This window comes from Clostridium sediminicola, from assembly GCF_050402865.1.
Taxonomy (GTDB): Bacteria; Bacillota; Clostridia; order Clostridiales; family Clostridiaceae; genus Clostridium_AF; species Clostridium_AF sediminicola.
Genome location: NZ_BAABMF010000005.1, coordinates 126276 through 149873 on the forward strand (window position 1 = coordinate 126276; position 23598 = coordinate 149873).

19 protein-coding genes are annotated in these 23598 nt (G+C 29.0%); 4 read left to right on the top strand and 15 right to left on the bottom strand.

Going from position 1 to position 23598, the window contains the following annotated elements; all coding sequences use genetic code 11:
• Nucleotides 1-57: 57 nt before the first annotated feature.
• The gene (gene galU / locus ACQ3F0_RS11010; RefSeq protein WP_428865295.1) at nucleotides 58-969 is read left to right on the top strand and encodes a UTP--glucose-1-phosphate uridylyltransferase GalU; all 912 of its coding nucleotides are present in this window, start codon (nucleotides 58-60) and stop codon (nucleotides 967-969) included.
• A 28-nt stretch (nucleotides 970-997) separates the two neighbouring features.
• Here the strand turns inward: galU and ACQ3F0_RS11015 are convergent, their stop codons facing one another.
• The 3 genes from ACQ3F0_RS11015 to ACQ3F0_RS11025 all read right to left on the bottom strand — a co-directional run bounded on the left by ACQ3F0_RS11015 (nucleotide 998) and on the right by ACQ3F0_RS11025 (nucleotide 3761).
• A complete protein-coding gene (locus tag ACQ3F0_RS11015; protein ID WP_428865296.1) occupies nucleotides 998-1195 on the bottom strand; it encodes an ATP-binding protein in 198 nt (65 codons plus the stop codon).
• 178 nt (nucleotides 1196-1373) lie between these two features.
• Complete coding sequence (locus tag ACQ3F0_RS11020) at nucleotides 1374-2399, bottom strand: L,D-transpeptidase (RefSeq protein ID WP_428865297.1); 1026 nt, start codon at nucleotides 2397-2399, stop codon at nucleotides 1374-1376.
• 348 nt (nucleotides 2400-2747) lie between these two features.
• Nucleotides 2748-3761 carry an LCP family protein gene (locus ACQ3F0_RS11025; protein ID WP_428865298.1) on the bottom strand — a complete coding sequence of 338 codons (1014 nt, stop codon included), beginning with the start codon at nucleotides 3759-3761 and terminating at the stop codon, nucleotides 2748-2750.
• Between the two features lie 207 nt (nucleotides 3762-3968).
• Here ACQ3F0_RS11025 and ACQ3F0_RS11030 point away from each other — a divergent pair, with 207 nt between their 5' ends.
• The 3 genes from ACQ3F0_RS11030 to ACQ3F0_RS11040 are packed head-to-tail and all read left to right on the top strand — an operon-like array spanning nucleotide 3969 to nucleotide 8154.
• Nucleotides 3969-5825 carry a winged helix-turn-helix transcriptional regulator gene (locus ACQ3F0_RS11030; RefSeq protein WP_428865299.1) on the top strand — a complete coding sequence of 619 codons (1857 nt, stop codon included), beginning with the start codon at nucleotides 3969-3971 and terminating at the stop codon, nucleotides 5823-5825.
• Between the two features lie 24 nt (nucleotides 5826-5849).
• The gene (locus ACQ3F0_RS11035) at nucleotides 5850-6536 is read left to right on the top strand and encodes a sugar phosphate nucleotidyltransferase (RefSeq protein WP_428865300.1); all 687 of its coding nucleotides are present in this window, start codon (nucleotides 5850-5852) and stop codon (nucleotides 6534-6536) included.
• Nucleotides 6537-6540: 4 nt separating this feature from the next.
• Entirely contained in the window at nucleotides 6541-8154 is a 1614-nt protein-coding gene (locus tag ACQ3F0_RS11040; RefSeq protein WP_428865301.1) for a BCCT family transporter, read from the top strand.
• A gap of 108 nt (nucleotides 8155-8262) precedes the next feature.
• Here ACQ3F0_RS11040 and ACQ3F0_RS11045 read toward each other — a convergent pair whose 3' ends face one another.
• From ACQ3F0_RS11045 to ACQ3F0_RS11100, 12 genes are all read right to left on the bottom strand, one after another.
• Nucleotides 8263-9021: a PspC-like choline-binding domain-containing protein gene (locus ACQ3F0_RS11045; RefSeq protein WP_428865302.1), complete on the bottom strand. Its 759-nt coding sequence runs from the start codon at nucleotides 9019-9021 to the stop codon at nucleotides 8263-8265.
• A gap of 82 nt (nucleotides 9022-9103) precedes the next feature.
• Nucleotides 9104-10750: a C1 family peptidase gene (locus tag ACQ3F0_RS11050; RefSeq protein ID WP_428865303.1), complete on the bottom strand. Its 1647-nt coding sequence runs from the start codon at nucleotides 10748-10750 to the stop codon at nucleotides 9104-9106.
• 142 nt (nucleotides 10751-10892) lie between these two features.
• A complete protein-coding gene (locus ACQ3F0_RS11055) occupies nucleotides 10893-11954 on the bottom strand; it encodes a leucine-rich repeat domain-containing protein (RefSeq protein WP_428865304.1) in 1062 nt (353 codons plus the stop codon).
• Nucleotides 11955-12111: 157 nt separating this feature from the next.
• Nucleotides 12112-12834, bottom strand: coding sequence for a CDP-alcohol phosphatidyltransferase family protein (locus ACQ3F0_RS11060; RefSeq protein ID WP_428865305.1), 723 nt, complete (start codon nucleotides 12832-12834; stop codon nucleotides 12112-12114).
• Nucleotides 12835-12855: 21 nt separating this feature from the next.
• The gene (locus ACQ3F0_RS11065) at nucleotides 12856-14346 is read right to left on the bottom strand and encodes a flippase (RefSeq protein ID WP_428865306.1); all 1491 of its coding nucleotides are present in this window, start codon (nucleotides 14344-14346) and stop codon (nucleotides 12856-12858) included.
• A gap of 26 nt (nucleotides 14347-14372) precedes the next feature.
• Nucleotides 14373-15374: a glycosyltransferase family 2 protein gene (locus tag ACQ3F0_RS11070; RefSeq protein WP_428865307.1), complete on the bottom strand. Its 1002-nt coding sequence runs from the start codon at nucleotides 15372-15374 to the stop codon at nucleotides 14373-14375.
• 42 nt (nucleotides 15375-15416) lie between these two features.
• Nucleotides 15417-15959, bottom strand: a complete 543-nt coding sequence (rfbC, locus tag ACQ3F0_RS11075) for a dTDP-4-dehydrorhamnose 3,5-epimerase (RefSeq protein WP_428865308.1) — start codon at nucleotides 15957-15959, stop codon at nucleotides 15417-15419.
• A gap of 24 nt (nucleotides 15960-15983) precedes the next feature.
• On the bottom strand, nucleotides 15984-17039 hold the full coding sequence (rfbB, locus tag ACQ3F0_RS11080) for a dTDP-glucose 4,6-dehydratase (protein WP_428865309.1): 1056 nt from the start codon (nucleotides 17037-17039) through the stop codon (nucleotides 15984-15986).
• Nucleotides 17040-17049: 10 nt separating this feature from the next.
• Nucleotides 17050-17931, bottom strand: a complete 882-nt coding sequence (rfbD, locus tag ACQ3F0_RS11085) for a dTDP-4-dehydrorhamnose reductase (protein WP_428865310.1) — start codon at nucleotides 17929-17931, stop codon at nucleotides 17050-17052.
• Nucleotides 17932-17943: 12 nt separating this feature from the next.
• Nucleotides 17944-18840 carry a glucose-1-phosphate thymidylyltransferase RfbA gene (rfbA, locus tag ACQ3F0_RS11090; RefSeq protein ID WP_428865311.1) on the bottom strand — a complete coding sequence of 299 codons (897 nt, stop codon included), beginning with the start codon at nucleotides 18838-18840 and terminating at the stop codon, nucleotides 17944-17946.
• A gap of 358 nt (nucleotides 18841-19198) precedes the next feature.
• The gene (locus tag ACQ3F0_RS11095) at nucleotides 19199-20869 is read right to left on the bottom strand and encodes a S41 family peptidase (RefSeq protein WP_428865312.1); all 1671 of its coding nucleotides are present in this window, start codon (nucleotides 20867-20869) and stop codon (nucleotides 19199-19201) included.
• A 142-nt stretch (nucleotides 20870-21011) separates the two neighbouring features.
• Nucleotides 21012-23432, bottom strand: a complete 2421-nt coding sequence (locus ACQ3F0_RS11100) for an Ig-like domain-containing protein (RefSeq protein WP_428865313.1) — start codon at nucleotides 23430-23432, stop codon at nucleotides 21012-21014.
• Nucleotides 23433-23598 lie beyond the last annotated feature (166 nt).

Below are 23598 nucleotides of genomic sequence, written 5' to 3' on the forward strand. Positions count from 1 at the left end.
TAGATTAACAATAAAAAGTTAGAGTTTTAAAAATTACTAAAAAAGGTGGTCTTACAAATGAGTGTCAAAAAAGCTATTATACCTGCTGCAGGTTTAGGAACAAGATTCCTACCTGCTACAAAAGCACAACCAAAAGAAATGCTACCTATAGTAGACAAACCAACAATTCAGTATATCATTGAAGAAGCTGTATCTTCAGGTATTGAAGAAATTCTCATAATAACTGGAAGAAATAAAAGAGCCATAGAAGATCATTTTGATAAATCCGTCGAACTTGAACTACAGCTACAAGAAAAAGACAAAACTGAAATGTTAGAAATGGTTAGAAAAATTTCTAATATGGTTGATATACATTACATAAGACAAAAGGAGCCTAAAGGTTTAGGGCATGCAATTTTATGTGCTAAGACGTTTGTTGGAAATGAACCTTTTGCTGTAATGCTTGGTGATGATGTAGTAGATAATGACCCGCCTTGCTTAAGACAACTTATAGATTGCTTTGATGAATATAAAACAACGATATTAGGTATTCAACCCGTACCTGAAGAAAATGTATCAAAATACGGTATAGTGGATGGAATAAATATTGAGGATGGAGTTTATAAAGTAAAAGATTTAGTAGAAAAACCAAGTACTGAAGAATCACCATCAAACATTGCAATCTTGGGTAGATATATAATAACCCCCGCCATATTTGATATACTACAACATACTAAACCAGGCAAAGGTGGGGAAATTCAACTCACAGATGCCTTAAAAGAATTAATTACTCACGAAGCTATGTATGCATATAACTTCAAAGGTAGAAGATATGATGTAGGAAATAAATTAGATTTTTTAAAAGCTTCGATTGAATTTGCTCTTAAAAAAGAAGAATTACGCGACCCATTTATTGAATATTTAACAAGTTTAAATACAAATCCTGTTTTTGAAAAATATTATAAAATATATGAGGAAAATAAACTATAAAATGCGAAGCTTGCTTCGCATTTTGTTTTTATTTCATACTAATAGCTTTATGTGGACAAAAGTCAATACATTTTTTACATCCAATGCATTTATCCTTTTCTACAGAATACACTTCACTTGAAAACATACCACCTTTTCTACTAATAGCTTTAACTGGACAAACTCTTTTAGCTGCACAAAATGGTGATTTATCACATTTATTCGGATTAATATATGCTTTTTTCATTCTGATTACCTCCTATGATTAAATCATAATAAAATCGTACTATTCGATATACCCCTATATGGTATATTAAGATTATAATATATTTTCATAAATTAATCAAGGTAGATTTTTATTTTACAAAAACAAAAACAAAAACAAAAACTGATAACATATGTTATCAGTTAATTTTTAAATTTGATTAATAAGACCAAACCTTTGTACCAATGGGAATGTTATCATAAATGAATTTTGCATCTTCAATTGCAAGTCTAACACAACCATGGGACACAGCTACCCCCAACGTGGGAACTTGAATGTTCCCTTTATTGTCTAGTAATACTGTATGGAATAAATAATCACCATGAAATCCAGAATAATATTTACATATAGTATTTTTAGATACTCTAAACATAGAACCTTTACATTGAATTTTATAGAAACCTTTTACCGTAGGAGTTGATGCCTTTCCTGTGGCACATCGCATTGAACGAATCAATTTCCAATGTTCAGCATATCCACTAAAAATATTAACCATTTGTCTTTTTGAATCTATTGTAATTGTATAGCTAGTACTGCTTGACAATCCATTTCCATTTACTATTGATTCCAATGATTCATCCGATAACCAAATTCCATTACTACTTAAATAATACCATTTTTCTCCATAGTTAATCCATCCTGTAGATATTCTTCCATTAGAATTTAAATAATACCATCTATTTAATGAATCCTGAGCCCATCCATTTGTTATCATAACTCCATTATCATCTAAGTAGTACCACCGTTCTGATGAATCTTGAATCCATGTGTTTATCTCCTTAACTCCATTTTCATCTAAATGATACCATTGATTTTCCTTATCTTGAATCCAAGAATTAGTTTTAATAGTTCCTGTTGACCCTAGATAGTACCATCTATTTGAAGTATCTTGAACCCATTGATTTGTTTTCATTGCACCATACTCATCTAAGTAGTACCACCGTTTTGATGAATCTTGTGCCCAATCATTTGTTTTCATAACTCCATTTTCATCTAAATAATACCATCTATTTGCTGTGTCTTGTGCCCAAATATTTCTTTGTAATATTCCATCCTTATAATATTCCCATGTTTGTCCACTTTGATTCCATCCATTTACCATATCAGCGTTTACTCTAGAAACCATTAAACTACTTGTAATAATTATAACTCCTAATAAAATAGATATAAATTTTTTATGTAACAACAATATTCGCCCCTTTACCTTATTGATAAATGTAATTTTCTTACATAAAATATTATATCATACTTTTCTATATATGGCATATATTGTAAATGTTTTTTTATGAAAAACTCTCTTTTAAAATAGTGTTGATATTAATTTAAAAATTCACAATTGAAATAAAATGCGAACTAAAATAGTGACAAGTTAAGGTATCCACAACTTGTCACTTATCACTTGTAACTTATCACTATAAATTTCCAAGCGTTTTTCTTCGAAATTTATAATTATTGTTCACGAAATCAAAAACTACTTAAAATAAAGCATAAAATAAAAAAAACTGATAGCTATGCCATCAGTTTTATATAATCTTTATTTAGTTTCTTCCTTTGGTGGTTTTACATCCTCATAAATATATTTAAAAATTTGTTCAGTTGTTTTTTCTATATCAGTTTGTAGATAGTATATTCCATTAATTTTTTTGCTTACAGCATTACTATCAATAGGGAATCTTTCTGTATCTATATTAGATATATCTGATTGTAAAGCATCTACTCCTACAGAAATCATATCAGTTACATCCATATTAGTTGTAACATACTTAGCAAGTTCAGGAACTACTGATATAAACTTAGCCTTGCTCATAGTTGAAATTTTATTTAATAACCCTGACAACACTTCTCTTTGTCTTTCTGTTCTTTTGAAATCTCCACCATTGGTATACCTAATTCTAGTATATGCAACTGCTTGTTGTCCATTTAAAGTTTGAGTACCTGTTTTCTTAATATATTTTGCTTTACTCTTAGAATCTTGTGCCAAACACTTGATATAATTGTTAATATATTTTAATTCCGCGCTTGATATATCTAATGTAACTCCACCTAATGCATCAATTATCTTTTGTAAATTATAAAAATTAACTGAAGCAAAATTCTTTATATCTAAATTAAAGTTTTTATTTATCGTTGAAACTGCAAGTTGTGGCCCTCCATATGCATATGCATGATTTATTTTATCTTTCCCATGCCCCTTTATATCTACATATGTATCTCTCATTATTGATGATAATTTAATTTTATCATGATCTTTATCAATTGAAACAATCATTATGGCATCAGAACGACCTTTTACACCACTTACGCTCCTAGTATCTATTCCAAAAAAAGCAAAATTTGTAACATTATATTCTTTCACTTTTTCTTCTACATCTTCATGTATTTCAAGATCTTCTTTCTTTTCAGATATTTCAACCTTGTCCATGCCACTTACAACACTATTTAATTTAGCTACTATTACCCCTGCTGCACCTGCACCTAAGAGAACTAATATAATTAAAATAGAAAGTAGTACTTTTTTCGCGCTATTCTCCTTTTTTTTTCTTGCCATTTTATTTACTCCCTTGTATAATATTGTGATATTTTATCATTTACATCTTGTTTATTATACCCTTATATTTTACAAAAATAAAGGTCGTTTACAAAAAATTAAGTTTTAGATTATTAAAATTATGGGTGATTTTACTTTATCTTTTTATAAATATATGATAAAATGTTTCAGTGTTCAAATTTTGAACATTAAGAGGGAGGATTAAAAATGGACGATAAAGAAATAAAAATACTTGAGTTATTAAATGCTAATAATAATTTAAGTCAAAGAGATATATCAAGTTCAACAGGGCTATCACTAGGAACAGTAAATTCAAAATTAAAAAATTTAATCGAAAAAGAGTATTTATCTTATGATAAAACTAATAATAAAACTTTATATACATTAACTAAATTAGGTTTTAAACTGATTGAAGAAAAATTAAAGATTTCAAAAAATAGAAAATTAGAACTTCACCAAAAGTCTTTTAAAACAGTTTCTCAAGCTGTAATTCTTGCTGCAGGTAAAGTATCTGACTTTGATAAGCCTATAGGCTTTCTAGAATTTGAAGATATTTCTTTAATAGAAAGAACTATAGACCAACTATTCTTACATAATATTGATAATGTTGTTATTATCACTGGTTATCAAAATAAATATTTTGATAAATTCGTCAAAGATAAGAGAATCAAACTTGTTTATAACGATAGATTTAAATGGACAGGAACAATGCACTCTCTTTCATTAGCATCACTCCATATAGACGATGATTTTTTATTAATTGAAAATGATATACTTTTCGAAGAAAGGACCTTAAAGCACTTACTCCAAAATGAAAATAGAGATTGTATTTTAATTACTAACGAAAGTGGTTCTGGTGACGAAGCTTTTGTAGAAATCAGAAATGGCTTTCTATATAAAATGAGTAAAGATATTCATCAATTCAATAAAATTGATGGGGAAATGATTGGAATTTCTAAAATTTCTTTTGCTGTATATAACTTAATGCTTGAGGAATTCCAAAACAATAGGAATCCATATTTGAACTATGAGTATCTATTAATGGATATTGGTAGAAATTACAATATCGGTTTTACAAAAATCGACGATTTAGTATGGGCTGAAATAGATAATTTAGAACAATACATAAATGTTAAAAATCATATTTTCCCAAAAATGAAAAGGAAAGAATTAAAAATAAGAGTTGATAACATCAAAACTATAGTTAGCGAATCATTAAACTTAGATAAAGCTAAAATTAAAAATATACAACCTATTGGTGGTATGACGAACAAGAATTTTAAAATTTCCATAAACGATGAAAGCTTTGTTTTAAGACTCCCAGGGTATGGAACAGATGAAATGATTTCTAGAAAAAATGAATTTAAAAACTCTGCATATGCTCATACTTACGGTTTTGATACTGAAGTAATGTATTTTAATGAAACAAGTGGAATAAAAATATCTAGATTTGTTGAAAATGCAGAAACATTAAACGGTAGTACAGCAAAAAAAGAAGACAATATGAAGTTAGTAGCTAACATACTGAAACAACTCCATACATCAGAAATAGTTTTTGAAAATAAATTTGATGTTTTTCATTTGATAAATATCTATGAAAGTTTACTAAAGAAGTATAACGGTAAAAACTTTGAAGATTATGAAATTATAAAAGAAAAAGTATTTAAGCTAAAAGATTATATTTTTGATTTAAATGTACCTGAAGTACCTTGTCACAATGATACAGTTCCTGAAAACTTTATTAAAAATGGTGATGATAAAATATTTTTAATAGACTGGGAATATAGCGGTATGAATGATCCTATGTGGGATTTAGCAGCGCATTCACTTGAATGTGATTTTTCTCAAGATGAAGAAGAACTATTCCTAAAAATATATTTTGATGGGGAATATGATACAAGTACTAATATAAGACTACTTATCAATAAAATACTTCAAGACTTCTTGTGGGCATTGTGGACAAATATTAAAGAAGCAAAGGGAGATGACTTTGGTACATATGGATATGATCGATATGTAAGAGTTAAAGAAAATTTAAAAATATTATTCAAAAAATATATATAAATAAATATTGGAAAGAGTGATTTTATGAGAGCAATATTATTAGCTGCAGGTATGGGGACTAGGCTAAGACCTATAACAAATGAAACCCCAAAATCATTAATTAAAGTTAACGGAAAACCATTATTAGAACGTCAGGTTGAATTTTTAAATGAAATCGGTATTGAAGAAATAATTGTATTAACTGGATATTTAGCAGAAAAATTTGACTATTTAAAAGAAAAATACAATGTAAAATTAGTCTACAATGATAAATATAATGTCTATAATAATATTTACTCAATGTACCTTGTTCGCGAGTATTTAGAAGATTGTTATGTTATCGATGCTGATACCTATTTAAGTAGAAATTTCTTAAAGAAAGAATTAAAAGTTTCAACTTATTTTTCTGGTAAAAAGAAAGACTTTCAAAATGAATGGTCTTTACATTTTGATGTGAAAGAAAGAGTAAATGATATTGTAACTTCAAGTGGCGATGGCTATATTATGTCCGGTGTGTCTTACTGGAATAATGAGGACGGTAAATTTATAAAAACTAAATTAGAAGAAGCTTTAGAAAGTGATAATTGGCAAAACTTATATTGGGATAATATTGTTAAAGATAATCTTTCAAAAGTGTATGTTGAAATGCAAAAAATAAAATCCAATGATTGGTTTGAAATTGATTCATTAGAAGATTTAAAAAAACTCGAAGAAATATTAAAAGGAGAATAATAAAATGATACCTCAAAACAAAAACAAAAAGTTACAGGGGATTGACTGGACGCTTACACTAATACCACTGGGAATAATATCGCTTCTTTTCTTAATGTTATTGATTTTCCCTGAATCTAGTGGAAACTCAATAAACTTTTTAAGAAGCATTTTTGTAGGAAAATTTGGAGCTTTTTATATGATTTTTGGACTTGGAATTTTTATGTTATCTATTTGGCTGGCATTTTCACGTTTTGGTCACTTCAAACTAGGGAACCTTGAAAAACCACGTTTTAGTAACTTTGCTTGGGGTTCTATGATATTCACCTCAACTATGGCAGCAGATATACTTTATTGGGCTTTAATAGAATGGGCATATTATTTTGGTTCTACTCCGTTTGGGTTAGAGAATATGACCTTAGCTCAGAAACAAGATTTTGCATCATCGTACCCCCTATTTCATTGGGGGCCAATTCCTTGGAGCTTTTTTATACTACCAGCTGTTGCTTATGGATATATGTTTTTTGTAAAAAAACGAAATAGACAAACACTTTCAGAAGCTTGTCGTTCTACTATTGGCTCAAAAGCTGATGGATTTTTAGGAAAAGCTATAGATATATTTTCAATCGTCGGCTTACTTGCAGGAACAGCTACAACTTTTGCACTTGCAACTCCATTGCTTTCATTAGTTGTATCAACTACTTTAGGAATACCTCAAAGCACAGCATTGACAATAGGAATACTAGTATTCATAGCTTTAGTTTATACTATTGCTGTTACTGTAGGACTTAAAGGAATTTCCCATTTAGCTAATTTTTGTGTCATAGTATTTATAATTCTCGTTTCAATGTTCTTATTCTTAGGACCTACAACCTATATTGTTGAAAGTGGTGTAACTGGAATAGGAAAAGTGATACAAGAGTTTTTTGCAATGGCTACGTGGATGGATCCACTCAGAGTATCTGGAACTGGTGGCTCAGGTTTTCCACAAGATTGGACTATATTTTATTGGGCTTATTGGATTGCTTGGTTTGTTGCTACACCATTTTTCATTGCTAAAATCTCTGAAGGACGTACAATAAAACAAGTAATACTTGGTGGTTTATCATGTGGTTTACTTGGAACATATACTTCATTTATAGTTTTTGGTAACTTCGGCCTTTATCAACAAGTTACAGGAAAAATTGATGCTGCGACTCAGCTTATAGATGGCATTGTTCCCTCAGAAGTAATTCTTCAAATATTTAATCAACTACCTTTTAGTAAAGTTGCTATGTTTCTATTAGCATTAGCTATGATTGGTTTTTATGCAAGTACATTTGATGCTATCACTCTTGTTATATCTGAGTACTCCGTAAAAAACATTCAAAAAGATGAAGAGCCTCCAAAATTTCTAAGAGTCTTCTGGGCATTGATTTTTATAGTATTACCAATTGCTCTTATTTTTAATGAAAGTACTTTGAATATGTTACAGACTTTTTCCATAGTTGCTGCTTTCCCATTAGCAATTATTATGAGTCTAATAATCTACAGTTTCTTTAAGGATATTTCAAAAGATAGCATGTTAGAAAAAGAAACCATTGAAATAGAAAAAAATGATATACTCCTCAAGAAGATTTCTGTCACAGAAGATGAATAATAATTAAAAATAAAGACATATATAAAGCATGAATTATAGGGATAATAATTCATGCTTTTATTATAAGAATATAGTTATAGCACCAAATAAAATGTTATCTTTTTCTTATTATTCCTCATAGTAGTTCCCATAAATGTCAATATAACAACCATCTATCACTGTATCAATTGCCATTGACCCGTCACTATAAAAATAATTCCATACACAATAGTTATAATCATATACCCATCCTGTCTCAACATCATATTCTTGATATGCACCATATTCATCTACATAACAACCATCAATAGTAGTATTTGTCGCTAAAGTACCATCATTATAGAAATAATACCAATCGCCATAATCATTTAACCATCCTATATGCATTATTCCATCATCAAAGTAGTAATAGTCACCATAGTCATATAGCCATCCATAATAAGGCATCCCAACCTCATCCATGTAAAGCCATTGGCCATTTTCAAATATCCATCCTGTTTGTACAGCCACTTCTTGATATACTCCATATTGATCCACATAACATGCATCGATAGTTGTATTAGTAGCTAAAGTACCATTATTGTAAAAATAGTACCAATCACCGTAATCATTTATCCATCCTGTTTGCATTATTCCATAATTATAATCGAAAAAATACCAGTTATCATAACAATATACCCACCCTGTTTGAATATCACCATATCTATCTACACAATACCAATTACCATGATCATTGTAAAACTCATATTCCTCATACATATAACTAGAAACTGCTTCAATATTACGCGCTTCTTTTACAGATGCATCTTTTTCTTGTCCAAATACTGGAATACAAACAAAAACTAAAATTAAAACAGTTGTAAAAATAACACGAATTTTTTTATTCATTTTATTCCCCCTAAAACGTTTTTTATTACTATTTTTATGCGTTTTAAGGATGAGTTATTCCTTTCAAATTATCATTAATTACTTAATTCTCTTCCCATGCTCCATCTATTCCTACTCTATATCCATCAACTGTAACAGTATTCACTGCCATATCCCCATTGTGATTTAAATAATACCATTTCCCATTTGATTCTATCCACTGATTTGACACCATTACTCCATTTGCATCTAAATAGTACCATTGATTTGTTATATCATTTACCCATGAACTTGTTAACATATATCCATCTGTGCCTACATAATACCATTGTTTTAATGTGTCCTGAATCCACAATTCCTTTTGTGCTATACCTTCTTTATAGTATCGCCATAGTTGTCCACTTTGACTCCATCCATTAACCTTTTTAATATCAGTTATAGCAAATAAGTCAACATCTACAGTAAATGCTTTTAAATTAACATTTGAATTTGGATTGGTATTCTCTAAATCTTCCCACTCTAATCCATTATAGCTTATATAACTCTCACCAGAATTACTCTTTGCTTTATCCGTATAACCTTCTATTATAGTTTCCATTGGTATAGGTCTTTCTTCTCCAGGTATAGTTGTTTTTACAACAATTGTAAACTGTTCTTTTGGCGTTAATAATTGTTCTTCTCCTAATTCTATAGTATGATACCCTGGCATTTCAATAGTTCCACTGGAAATTTTCTTATTTGTATCACCATATTGAACAGGCTTTGAAGTATTAGAAAAATAAACTTCATAACTTGCATTCTTTTTCGTAGTATAAAAACTAATGGCTTTTAATTTTTCGCCAAGTTCACCTTTTGCGGTAAAAACATTAGCAAACCATGCAGTTTCAATTCCATATCCTATCCGAGATGTCATACCAAATGGATCATATTGATAGATATTGTCATAATTATTATTCTCTTCTGCTATAAAAACTGCATTCTCATTTCCAATAACGTTGTCATAATAAGATATATAATTAAACCCATTATTACCCCAACTTGTCCCATAACTATTTTTAATAATAAAAGCTCCATCACCTTCTGGCTGAGTATTAAAATTTTCTGCTGGATATGTATCATCCCACCCTACTATAGATATTTGATGATTGGGATATTCACTATTATTACTGTAATAAGAATTAGTATGAGAATTATAGTACTTTGAATCTTCATGCATAATTGAAGTTACCGATCCATACTCCATTACAGCTTTCTTGATACCATCATTATCTAAGAAATCATTCCTTTTAGGTATAAATAATACTTCCTGAATATGCTTAACCACATCCTTAACTTCCCTTGATACAATATTTTTAGGTATTGATCTATCTGGATACGGATCATCCTTTTCAAGTACGGGACCTGCCCAACTAGTATAATAAGCAGTTGCCATTGATATATTTCCACCACCATTAGCACCTAATGAGAAGTCATGATTATTTATCATATTATTTTCTGATAGATTAATTTCTCTTTCATTATTCTTTAATAAAAAAGCTTCCAAGGATGCATTAGAAGCAAATGACCAACAAGCTCCAATCATACCTTGATCCTTAACAGATGAAGTATATCCATAATCTCTAGAATCATATTTTTTTGGTAAGTTATTAACCGCTTTTATATTTACTGTAAATAATAGATTTATTGATATCATAAAAATAAACGTCAATTTTATTACACTATATCTGTTAAAAGTTCGTTTCTTTATCATATGCATTCTTCCCCCTTATTTATATATAATTTTACATTATTTTTTATTTTAACTCAATATTTTATTAAATTTTCCCCAAAATTACTTTTTAAAGATTGCAAACAAAAAACTGTAGCAGTTTCAGCTACAGTTTTTTCAACTATTATCTTATATTACAATTAGGTAAATCACCTTTAAGTACTTCAATACTATAATTACTAACTAAATTGTGAAATAAAACAACATTTTTTAAATTATTTAATTTTTTCAAAGCAGTTATGTCAAAAACTTTATTATCCGAAAAATAAAAATCTGTTAAATTATTCAATTTCTCTAATGGAGTTATATCAGTAATTTGGTTGTTCGATATATCAATATATGATAAATTAATTAATTCTTTTAATGGTGACATATCATCTATCTCATTATTAAATAAGTATATACTCTTTAACTTAGATAATTTCTTTAATGGTTCAATATCACTAATGTTATTATTGAATAAATAAATATGGGTCAAATTTGTTAATTCTCCTAGTGGAGTTATATCACTAATTTCATTGTTGTATAATTCAAGTTTTAAAAGTCCCTTTAAATTCTCAATTCCAGACAAATCTTTAATGTTTGAATCTGCTCCATTTAATTCAGATATTTCTTCAACTTCACTTCTATATAATGCTCCTGTTGATTTATTTATCTGATTTCTTACTAATTGTTCTAAATTCGTATCCTTAAATATCACTACAACATCATCATTTATTGATATTTTTCCATCCCATGTTCCGTCAGCACCTACTCTGTATCCATCAGATGTCCTTGTACTGACTGCCATGTCACCGCTAATATTTAAATAATATGATTTTCCTTTTAATTTAATCCATTTATTAGCTTGCATTACTCCCTTTGAATCTGTATAGTACCATTTACCATCAAATTCTATCCAACCTTTTTGCATAGTTCCATTACTTCCTAAGTAGTACCATCTATTTAATGCATCTTTAGTCCATTTATTCATCATCATTTTCCCATTTTCATCTAGACAGTACCACTCATTTTCAAACCCTTCTATCCATATATCTTTTTGAATTACACCCTCTTCATAATAACTCCAGCTATCCACATTAAAATTCCATCCATCTATCTCATCAGCTTTAACTATAGAAAAAATGGTAAAACTATATATAAAAAAAACACCTATTAAAATTTTTATAAATTTCTTATTAAGCAATCTATTTTCCCCTTTCCTTTATCATTTTACTTTCATATGGTATTGTATCATATCATTACCATTATTTAAATGTAAATATTATTATGGTATTAAATACAAAAATCCAATAGAACTTAATTCTATCGGACTCCATTTATACTTTTTCATTTATATTTACCTATAAATGAACAACATTTATTAACCTTTTAACAAAATTACGTAAAACAATTATACCCGCTACAGACACCTGAGCTATTAAGTAATATATAGTGATATTAGTATTGAAGTTAGCATCTATTAAATAGACTATGGGAAAAATCAAAGCAAAATTAGGGTATAACACAAATATATTAATAATATACAAAATGATTCTTTTCCCCATACTATTTTCTTTAACAGTTCCGCCACCACTTTCCATACGCAAATCATATATTATATAAAAACTCTCAAGATACCTGTTAATCATATCGATAGCTAAAACCATCATAAAAAGAAATAAAATTATTGTAGGATTAAACCTTTTTAAACATATCATAGAATATGCAAACGATAAATTATATAGAGGATGGTTTATAATATGAGCCATATGGTCTATTTCTTTTCCAAATTTCGAAAACTTTTTAGTAATTCTAGCTACTTCACCATCAGAACAATCAAATATGTACCATAAATGAATAAATACCACACCTAGTATCTTAAGTATAAGATTAGGAAATGAGAATAGTATAGCCCCTAAAACGCCTGATATTATCATTAAAACAGTAACTTGATTAGGTATAATATTAAATTTAATAAATAACTTAGTAAAAATTGGCGATATTGCCGCCACATACGGATCAACCAATGCCGTATCAATAAAACTATAATTTTGATAATTCTTTCTTATATCATTGTATTTCATAATTCTTTCTCCCTTAACAACCTATATATTCTTCTTCACCAATTTTTCGTACATCTCTTTGATGTTAGGTCTTATAATAAGAATATAAAGAGATATTAAAATAATATAATTCATTAATATAAACAATATCATTTTTAGAAAAATATTTATATTTACTATATTATACAAATTCTTATCTACAAAGAAAACAGCTACACTGAATATAAGTAAATATATATTTTCTTTGCTATATGGAAATACATTTAACAAGATTTTATTTTGAACTATATTCACACTATTTATAACTACAAGAGAAATAGTAGTAGCCATCGCAGCACCATTTATTCCATATCTTGGTATAAGAGCAAAATTTAAAATGACATTTAAAATTAATAACCCAATCATATTCACTAAGTTGTATTTTGCATACTCTGTCATATTCAATAAAGCTCCTACCGGACCTGCCAATGCGTCAAATACATTACCTATCAATAATATATATAATACTGAGTAACCAACGATATATTCTTCTCCAAAAAATAAGAGTAAATCCTTTGAAAAAACAATCATAAATATAATTACAGGTAATGAAAATAATGAAACGATTTTAACAATATTGCTGAACATTTCATCTATAAGCTTTATCTGCTTTTTCTTGTACATCTCAGAAATCATAGGCCAAAACACAACAAAGGGAGTGATAAACACAGCAACTAACGCCAAATAGTTTTCAGTTGCTTTATAAATACCCACTTGTCCATACCCTACATAGGATTGAATCATTAATTTATCAATGTTACGCATCAATATATCTATCCCTACAATAATAAATAAAGATAGTGAATATCTTATAAAATATCTATAATCTTTTAGTTCATATTCAGTTTGCAATTCTAAATCTTCTTTTGAATATTCTTTAAATATGTATATTAATCTTAATGCTAACAGAACTATTTCAGTTAATAAATAACCTGCAAGTGCAACAAGAATTTTTTTACTACAAACAAAATAAAGAACAAAAAAGAAAATTATTCTAAATAAATTATTTAAAGCTGTATTAAATAATATAGAAATAGTTGTTTTTTTTATACCTTGTAAAAACCCATCAATTACCTTTGACATAGAAAATACTATTAATATCAAAAATGTAAGTACGAGATATTTTTTATCCGCAATATCAAAAATAACATATAATCTATGTCTGAATATAAACATTAGCAAAGTAATAAACACAGAGTTTATTGTTACAAATGTAAGTACCCTTTTTAATAATACATACTTGAATTTATCATCATCATTGAAATGTGGAATAGTTCGTATCAAACAATTATCTGTACCTAAAAGTGTAACCAAACTAAAAATATTTACAATAGATATAAAAACAGTATATTCTCCATATAAACTCTTTCCCAATAATCTACCAAGAATTATTTGAAAAATAAAAGCAAAACCCATACCAATTATTTTCATAACAAATACCAATGAAGTATTTTTTAATAAAAACTTCATTGGACTTTTCATATCATTTCCCATATTTACTCCTAATATATTGGTTAAATTTATGCAAAAAGTTCAGAAATATTTTCTTTTGTAGTCTCTATGTTTGAAATAATTACTTCTCTTTTTTTAACCATTTTGTTTTTCATTTTTAAAATCTGTAATAGGTATTTAAAATTAAATCTTTCAAATATAATTGAATACATAATAAAAGAAATAAATCTCTTAAAAATTAAGAACCTGTTACCTTTTAAACTTTCTTTAGTTTCATTCTTTATAAGCATCAAGTAATGATTTCTAAAGGAAATCCCTCTTAGAAACTCTGATTGAGCCTTCCTATTATTTATAAAGTTCTTTATACCGCCTCTAGAACCACCTAGAGCTCTACCATGATAGGCAATAGCTTTAGGGTAGTACATATTTTTATATCCATACAGATTCAATCTCCATGAAAGATCTATATCTTCTTTGTAAGCAAAGAAATCTTCATCAAAATATTCTTTGCCTATTTTTATATCTTCTAGTGCGCTTCTTTTATAAAAAGGAGATGCTCCACAAACTCCAAAAATTACTTCTGTATTTTCATATTGACCAGTATCTTCTTGGTTTTGACCTCTATCATATGCTCTTCTGCTTCTTTCTACACAAATACCAGCAGAATCAAATATATCTAATTTTAGATCTCTTTCAAAATCATATTTCAATAACTTACCATTAATAGCAGCTATTTCAGAATCACCTTGCATAAATTCATAACAATTTTTCACAAAATCTTTATCCAGAATAACATCCGGATTCATTATCATTACGTATTCACCTGATGATAATTCAATTCCAAAATTCGCTCCACCAGCATATCCCAAGTTATTATCAGGTTTAACTATTTTTATGTTTCCCTTATTGAATAAATTGGATACATGTTCAAATGAACCATCTGATGAACAATTATCTATAAATATAATCTCAATATTTTTATAACTTTGACTCAATATTGAATTGATACATCTTTCAAGGTAACTCTTATTATTAAAATTAACAATTGCTACCGAAACCAATTTTTCCATATTAGCAAAACCTCTCACAATCCAACTTTTTCATTTGTACTTTTACTTGCCTAATAGATTCCATTTTTTGTCTTTCTCAGATAGTTTTATTTCATCTATACCTTCAAGAGGCCATTCAATTCCGATGCTAGGATCATTCCATATAAGTCCACCCTCATCCCCTGGATGATAGAAATCTGTACACTTATAACAGAACTCAGCTTCATCTGATAAAACCAAAAATCCGTGTGCAAATCCTTCTGGTATATAGAATTGTTTTTTATTCTCATCACTTAAAATGACACCATACCATTTTCCATAAGTTTCAGAACCTTCTCTAAGGTCAACAGCAACATCAAAAACTTCACCTTTAATAACTCTAACTAATTTTCCTTGTGGATAATCCTTTTGAAAATGTAATCCCCTAAGAACACCTTTAGTAGACATAGATTGATTATCTTGAACGAAAACCATGTCTAATCCTGCTTCCTTAAAGTCATTGTAATTATATGTTTCCATAAAATAGCCTCTATCATCACCAAATACAGTAGGCTCTATAACATAAACATCTTTTATAGGAGTTTCCGTAAATTTAAACTTACCCAATTTTATCTTCCCTTCTGTTTCTTACTATTTATTATCGTACATTTTTGCATAATAATTTTTATAATCACCACTAGTTACATTTTGTAACCATTGTTGATTTTCTAAATACCATTTGATAGTTAGTTTTATTCCCTCTTCATATGGAGTTTCTGGCTCCCAACCTAAGTCTTCTTTTATCTTTGTAGGGTCTATTCCATATCTCTTATCATGGCCTTTTCTATCTTCTACAAATTTCATTAAACTTTCTGAAACTTCATTATCAACATTTTCTTTTATGTATTCAATTATAGTTTTTACAATATGGATATTTGTTCTCTCGTTATGTCCTCCAACATTGTATACTTCACCTAGTCTTCCTTTACTAACAACCATATCAATTGCTTTACAATGGTCTTCTACGTATAACCAATCTCTAATATTTAGTCCATCGCCATAGATTGGTAAGTCATTATGTTTCAAACAATTGTTTATGATTAATGGTATCAATTTTTCTGGGAACTGATATGGGCCATAATTATTTGAACATCTAGTTATATTTACTGGCATTCCGTATGTATCCGCATAAGCTTTTACCATTAAGTCAGAACTTGCTTTACTTGCAGAATATGGACTATGAGGATCTATTGGTGTAGTTTCCATAAAGAATCCTGTTTCTCCTAAAGAACCATATACTTCGTCAGTAGATACATGTAAGAATTTTTTACCTTCAATGAAACCATCTTCAGTTTCCCATACATCTTTCGCTGCATTTAACAAAGTCAATGTTCCAAGTACATTTGTCTTAACAAAAACTTCGGGTTCCTTTATACTTCTATCTACATGTGATTCTGCTGCAAAATGTACAACGTAATCAATTTCATTTTCTTTAAAAATGTTTTGTATATTTTCTCTATCACATATATCTACTTGCATAAATTTATATCTTGGATTATTTTCTACTTCTTTTAAGTTTTCCAGATTTCCTGCATAAGTTAATTTATCAACGTTGATTATGTTTATATCATCATATTTTTTTAACATATACAAAACAAAATTTGATCCTATAAAGCCTGCTCCACCTGTTACTAAATAAGTTTTCATTATTATCCTCCTAAAATTTAACCTTTTCTACGAACTCTTCAAGCGCTGCTTCCCAACTTCTCATTTCATTACCAACTGTACATCTCAACATCATATTATCTAGAGATGAGTACTCTGGTCTTTTAGCAGCTCTTTTATACTGTTCAGAAGTACAAGGATCTACTGTGCATTCTATATTCGACATTTCTACTATTTTACACGCAAAGTCATACCAACTACATTCACCTTCACCTGTACAGTGGTATATTCCGTATTCGTCACTCAAAGCAATTTTCAATAAATGATGAGCAAGATCTTCAGCATTAGTAGGATTTCCTCTTTGATCATCAACCACTTGAAGTTTACCTCTTTCTTTTGCCGCTTTCATTATTGTTTTAACAAAATTACCACCATTATATCCATATAACCAAGCTGTTCTTACAATAAAATGCTTAGAGCTAAACTCTCTAACGAATTGTTCACCCAGATACTTAGTTTTTCCATAAACCCCCACTGGATTTGGAATGTCATATTCTTTATAAGGTTTTGTCCCGTTTCCTTCAAAAACATAATCTGTAGAAACATGTATTAATTTTGCCCCTACTTTTTCAGCGGCAATTGCTAAATTTCTTGCACCTAAAGAATTCACTTTATATGCCAAGTCCTCATTGCTTTCACATGCATCTACATTGGTGTAAGCTGCTGGATTTATTATTATATCAGGTTTCTCTTTACATATAAAATCAATAACTTCATCTAGGTTCGAAATATCCAAATCTTCGATATCTATTCCGATAATCTCTGAATTTAAATATTTTTCATCTATACTTCCAATCTCTGATTTTCCGCTTTTTATAATATTTATCAGCTGAGTACCTAATTGACCTTTAGCACCCGTTATAACAATTTTCATCTTATAACCCCTTTATTTTTCTGCTATTTTCTTTGCAAGTTTTTTATCATCTGCAATTCCCATTAGATATTTACCATACTCAGTCTTCAATAACGGTTGAGCAAGTTCAATCAAACTTTCTCTATCAATATATCCTTTTCTATAAGCAATTTCTTCTAGACACGCAATATAAAGCCCTTGTCTTGTTTGAATAGCTTCAACAAAGTTTGCAGCATCTAATAATCCTCTGTGAGTTCCAGTATCAAGCCAAGCCATTCCTCTTCCAAAAAGTTCAACTTTTAATTTTCCTCTTTTTAAATATTCATTGTTTACCGCAGTTATTTCCAATTCTCCTCTTGCAGAAGGTTTTATATTTTTAGCTATTTCAACTACATTATTGTCATAGAAATACAAGCCTGGTACAGCATAATTAGACTTTGGCTCCTGTGGTTTTTCTTCAATAGAAAGAACATTGTATTCATCATCAAACTCTACTACACCAAATGAAGTTGGATCACTTACATGATATCCGAAAATTGTAGCACAATCTTCCCTAGAAACAGCTCTTTCAAGTCTCTCAGTAAATCCATAGCCATGGAATATATTATCTCCAAGAACCAAAGCAACTTTATCATCACCTATGAATTTTTCACCTACTATAAAAGCATCTGCTAGTCCTCTAGGCTCTTCTTGAATAGCATATTCAATATTTAATCCTAATTGACTTCCATCATCAAATAATTCTTCAAAAAACTTTATATCCCTTGGTGTTGAAATAATTAGTATATCTTTAATTCCTGCTAACATAAGTACTGACATAGGATAATAAACCATAGGTTTATCGTATATAGGTAATATTTGTTTTGATACCGCTTTCGTTATAGGATAAAGTCTTGTTCCTGACCCTCCTGCTAAAATTATACCTTTCATAAATACAACTCCAATCATTATTTTATATCTGCTTCATTTATTCTAAACTTTCCAAATAATATTCTAGTTTAACACTAAAATTATATCATGTTTTCTATTAATTTCAAATTGCTTTACTTTAACACCTATGAAAAAGAACCTAAAATAATAAGGTAAAATTAGAAATTATTATATTTAGTGTCGCATTTTAGTATTTATATTTACCAAAGAATTCTTGTAAACTCAAATAACTCCTATATACAATATTTTTTTTCAATTTATATAGCTTTTTCACGTCAAATAAACAAGTTTTTTTCTTATTTTTTGATATTTTCTTTAATAAAATCAAATTATTAAAGTTTTGTAAAAGAATTTTAAACTATATAACATTCACTGTTGTAACTGTAGTATTATTCAAGTTTTCTCCATCAATACTATCTATTTCATCACCTATAATCATATAATATGACACTCCTTTTTCCAGAGATTCTTCAATATATATCTTTATACTATTTTCATTTTGACTATTGATAAATCTATAAGGGATTACTTCACCAGTTTCTGAATTTACCAATTTTATGTTTTGTTTATTAGCAGAGTTCTTCAACACTTTCTTATTAAAATTGATAGTAAACTCTCTGTCCTCACTTTTTTTTTCAATTTTATTTAAAACAGTACTTCCAGGATAAAAGGAATTTGCTTCTCTTTTGAAATTTATATCACTTCTTAACCATTGTTCTTTTTTTCCTACATTAATATTTATTAACGGAATATTATCAATAATATATTTATACATTTCCCAATTCTCATCTTTTCTAGCCTCTTCTAAATCTATATAGAAATCATATCCTTCTATAGTAATTCTAATATAGTCACTTTTATCATTTGTATTATTCTTTAAACTTCCACTAAAAAGCAACGCCACTGCTAAGGTATCTATATCACTATTTACTGTAAAATTTGCTCTCACTCCAACATTTTGAATTATATTATTCATAGGAGAGTAAAATTTCAAAGTTGTTAGTTTTAAATAATCTCCATTCGATAAGTTAAAAAGACTTTGTGCTACCCCTTTGCCATAGGTTGTTTTCCCTATAAAGAATGCTTTTCCATAGTCTTTAACTGCAGCAGAAAGTATTTCTGATGAACTTGCAGAATACTCATTTACCAAAAAAATTACAGGCTTATCAAATACTTTTCCATAATCCTTTCCATACACTGGTAAAACATTTCCATATTTATCTTCAATATTCAGAGCCTTTTTATTACCAATGAAATACCCGGCAATATTAGTTGCTGACTCCATCCACCCACCTGGATTATATCTTAAGTCTAAGATAAGTTTTTCAATATTACTATTTTCTAAGTTGGTCATTGCTGATAAAAAGTCTTTTTCTGTTTCATCACCAAAGCTTGATATACGCAAATATCCAATATTTTCACTAAATATTTTTGATACGACAGTTGAGTTGCTTATTTCTTTTCTAACAACATCAAACTCAAGAGTTTGCCCATCTCTTTTTACAAATATATGTATACTGGTACCTTCTTCTCCTCTAAGTTTTGATACAGCTTCTTCAAGGGTTTTATTCCCAAGTTCAAAATCATCTACCCTTGTTATGATATCTCCCGACTTTAAACCGACTTTTTCTGCTGAAGAATTTGCAATTATTGAAACTACCAATACTCCATCATCTACCATATCCACATTTATTCCAACACCAGAAAATTTATTATCCAAACTATTTAAGAATTCATTGTATTCTTCTTTGGAAAGATAAGAGGTATATGGATCATTTAAATTTTTTATTAATCCATCTACAGTAGAAACATCTAAATCACTTTCCGAAAAATCATTAACGTAATAATTTCGTACATAATTCTTTATTTCACCTATAACTGCATCATTTGACACTTCCGTTGCTACAACATTATTTGCCGAAGATAGAATGTTATTCCCATCAGCAATTACAACAGAAGAATTTATTGAAAATGCTAACAATAATGCAAAAATAAATGTTTTAAACGTATTTTTCAATTTGTATTTCATCTCATACCATCCCTTATTTTTTTAATGTCTTTCTATGAAAATTTTATTTCAAGAAAAACACCACGATTACCAGCGGTGTTTTTCTTATTTTATTGGAAACAAATCTTTAATACCGACTATGTTTTAAAACAAAGCCTAATATTTATTTGTATGTTGGTATTTCAAAGTAATTTGTACTGCTTTCACACATATCTATTAATCTTTTTATATTAGCTATTTGCTTATATGCCCAGCCAACATCTGTGGCATATTGGTGCCACATTTGTTCATCATTCCATCTCATTTTATAAAGAGTATCTTGATAGTTACTATTGTATTTACTACTCTTAATATAATTCTTTGATATAAATTCTGCTCCTCCAATAATAGCTGCATCTAAGGTAAACCATCCATGTTCATATGCATATTTTGAACCATACAAATTAGGATTAGCATCTGTCGCTCCAACTCCGTAAGCATTATAAATAGTAGCACCATTATACGATAATGATCCATTAGCTAATTTTGAAGTACCATTACCGGTTTCTAGAAGCGCATGGGATATTAGATAAATTGGGTTTATACCGCTATTTTTGCCTGCTTTTAAGAATACATCTCCTTTGCCTTGTAATACACCTTTTCCACCTAACATGCTATTCAAATCATTTACATCTATACCATCCATATAACTTAATTTCATAAACATGTATCTTCCATATTCACTATGAACAAAATTATCAGGATTTACGTAATATGCCACTTCTTCGATAGTTGCTTCTCTTCCAGTACCATACTTAGGATTTCTTGCATATTCAGCTTGAATCATTTCATCCAAAGTTTTTTGAGAATAGACAAATCGTTTTGTATTATCTTTTACGTCTATATTAGTATACGTGTTAATTAACTCGCCGTCTACTCCAACAGCTTGAATATTTACAACATGTTTTCCAAGCGAAATATCATATACACTCAAATCATATGAATATCCACCTCTATCTCCATTTCTATATCCTGGATATACGCTGTTTACATCAGGTCTTGGTATTCCTATATCAGCTTGTCCCATATATTTGTCATCAACATAAATATTGACTTCTTTTATCCCTGATGCATTTATAACCCATCCATTAACATAGAAATTGGATTTTATCTCTGTATCCATTCTAGGAGTATCTACTGCAATTTTTGATGGTATCTTTACTATATCTATATTCGTAGAACTCTCTATCGTAGATCCATCATATCCTATAGCTCTTACCTTTATACTACGAGTTCCTGCTTTTATTGTATCTATATCAATATTGAAATTATATCCACCTATATCGCCTTCTTTATACCCTGGAAAAGCTTCATTTACATCTGGTCTTTCTATTCCAATTGTTGCATTTCCTTTAAAGACATCATCCACATATACTTCTACTGTTTTTACTGCAGATGGATTCAAAGCCCAGCCACCAACAGAAAAACTATTTTCAATTTCACTATTTTCTCTTGGAAAATCCATTGCAATTCTAGGTTCTAACTTCACAATATTAATTTGTCTTGTAATTTCAGTGCTTGTCCCATCATTTCCAATAGACTGAATTTCAAAATTATGTATTCCCTTACTAATAGAACCTATATCTACAACATAACTAAAACCACTTTTATCTCCATCTTTATATCCTGGGAAAGCTGCATTTACATCCTGTCTTGATATGCCTGTTGTTGCGTTTCCTATGTACTGATTATCCATAAAAATTTTAACTTCTCTTATACCTGATGAATTCAAAGACCATCCACCAATATAAAAGTTTGCTTCTATATCTTTATGCACATTGGGATAGTCCAAATAAATTTTAGGTGATGCTTTTACCACATCAATTTGTTTAGTTGTTTCAATGCTTGTCCCATCATTACCTATAGATCGAATTTTCAAACTATGCTTTCCAGAACTTATTGTATCTATATCTACATCATACCTGTAACCACTTTTATCTCCATCTTTATATCCTGGAAACACCTCATTTACATCTGGTCTTACTATACCTGTTGTTGCATTTCCTATCAGCTCATTATCTATAAAGATTTTTACTTCATTGATTCCTGATTGATTTAATGACCAACCTGAAATATAGAAATCACTGTCTATTTCTTCGTTATTCCTTGGAAAATCTAAACAGATTTTTGGTGCTGCTTTTACCACATTAACTTCTCTAACTGTTTCAACACTTGTCCCATCATTACCTATAGATTGGATCTTTATATTATGTATACCTGCACTTAATACATCTACATCCACTTCATAACTGTATCCACTTTCATTTCCATCTTTATATCCCGGGTAGACACCATCAACATCTGGTCTTGCTAAACCTGATGTTGCATTTCCAGTATACTCACCATCTACATAAATTTTCACTTCTTTTACACCTGAATCATTTAAAGCCCATCCGCTAACTAAAAAATCAGAATTCATTTCAGTGTTTAACCTAGGAAAATCTAAGCAAATCTTAGGTTCCTTTAGTTCATCAGCATATGCAGTATAACTACCAATAAGAAATATACCTCCTATAATAATGGCCTTTAACTTTCTTTTCTTCATCCTTATACACTCCTTTTGTCTTTCGATATTCCAAAAATATATATCCTATGTAAAATATTTCATATACGGATAAACTTTTTACAGATTTATCCACAGTAGTGACAAGTGATAAGTTCCAAGTGACAAGTTCAGAATGATTTTCCTTTGAAAATCTTTGAACTATTCA

Coding starts and splice junctions, on each gene's coding strand:
- galU (WP_428865295.1), top strand. CDS start 58: ATGAGTGTCAAAAAAGCTATTATACCTGCTGCAGGTTTAGGAACAAGA.
- ACQ3F0_RS11015 (WP_428865296.1), bottom strand. CDS start 1,195: ATGAAAAAAGCATATATTAATCCGAATAAATGTGATAAATCACCATTT.
- ACQ3F0_RS11025 (WP_428865298.1), bottom strand. CDS start 3,761: ATGGCAAGAAAAAAAAAGGAGAATAGCGCGAAAAAAGTACTACTTTCT.
- ACQ3F0_RS11030 (WP_428865299.1), top strand. CDS start 3,969: ATGGACGATAAAGAAATAAAAATACTTGAGTTATTAAATGCTAATAAT.
- ACQ3F0_RS11035 (WP_428865300.1), top strand. CDS start 5,850: ATGAGAGCAATATTATTAGCTGCAGGTATGGGGACTAGGCTAAGACCT.
- ACQ3F0_RS11040 (WP_428865301.1), top strand. CDS start 6,541: ATGATACCTCAAAACAAAAACAAAAAGTTACAGGGGATTGACTGGACG.
- ACQ3F0_RS11045 (WP_428865302.1), bottom strand. CDS start 9,021: ATGAATAAAAAAATTCGTGTTATTTTTACAACTGTTTTAATTTTAGTT.
- ACQ3F0_RS11050 (WP_428865303.1), bottom strand. CDS start 10,750: ATGATAAAGAAACGAACTTTTAACAGATATAGTGTAATAAAATTGACG.
- ACQ3F0_RS11060 (WP_428865305.1), bottom strand. CDS start 12,834: ATGAAATACAATGATATAAGAAAGAATTATCAAAATTATAGTTTTATT.
- ACQ3F0_RS11065 (WP_428865306.1), bottom strand. CDS start 14,346: ATGGGAAATGATATGAAAAGTCCAATGAAGTTTTTATTAAAAAATACT.
- ACQ3F0_RS11070 (WP_428865307.1), bottom strand. CDS start 15,374: ATGGAAAAATTGGTTTCGGTAGCAATTGTTAATTTTAATAATAAGAGT.
- rfbB (WP_428865309.1), bottom strand. CDS start 17,039: ATGAAAACTTATTTAGTAACAGGTGGAGCAGGCTTTATAGGATCAAAT.
- rfbD (WP_428865310.1), bottom strand. CDS start 17,931: ATGAAAATTGTTATAACGGGTGCTAAAGGTCAATTAGGTACTCAGCTG.
- rfbA (WP_428865311.1), bottom strand. CDS start 18,840: ATGAAAGGTATAATTTTAGCAGGAGGGTCAGGAACAAGACTTTATCCT.
- ACQ3F0_RS11095 (WP_428865312.1), bottom strand. CDS start 20,869: ATGAAATACAAATTGAAAAATACGTTTAAAACATTTATTTTTGCATTA.
- ACQ3F0_RS11100 (WP_428865313.1), bottom strand. CDS start 23,432: ATGAAGAAAAGAAAGTTAAAGGCCATTATTATAGGAGGTATATTTCTT.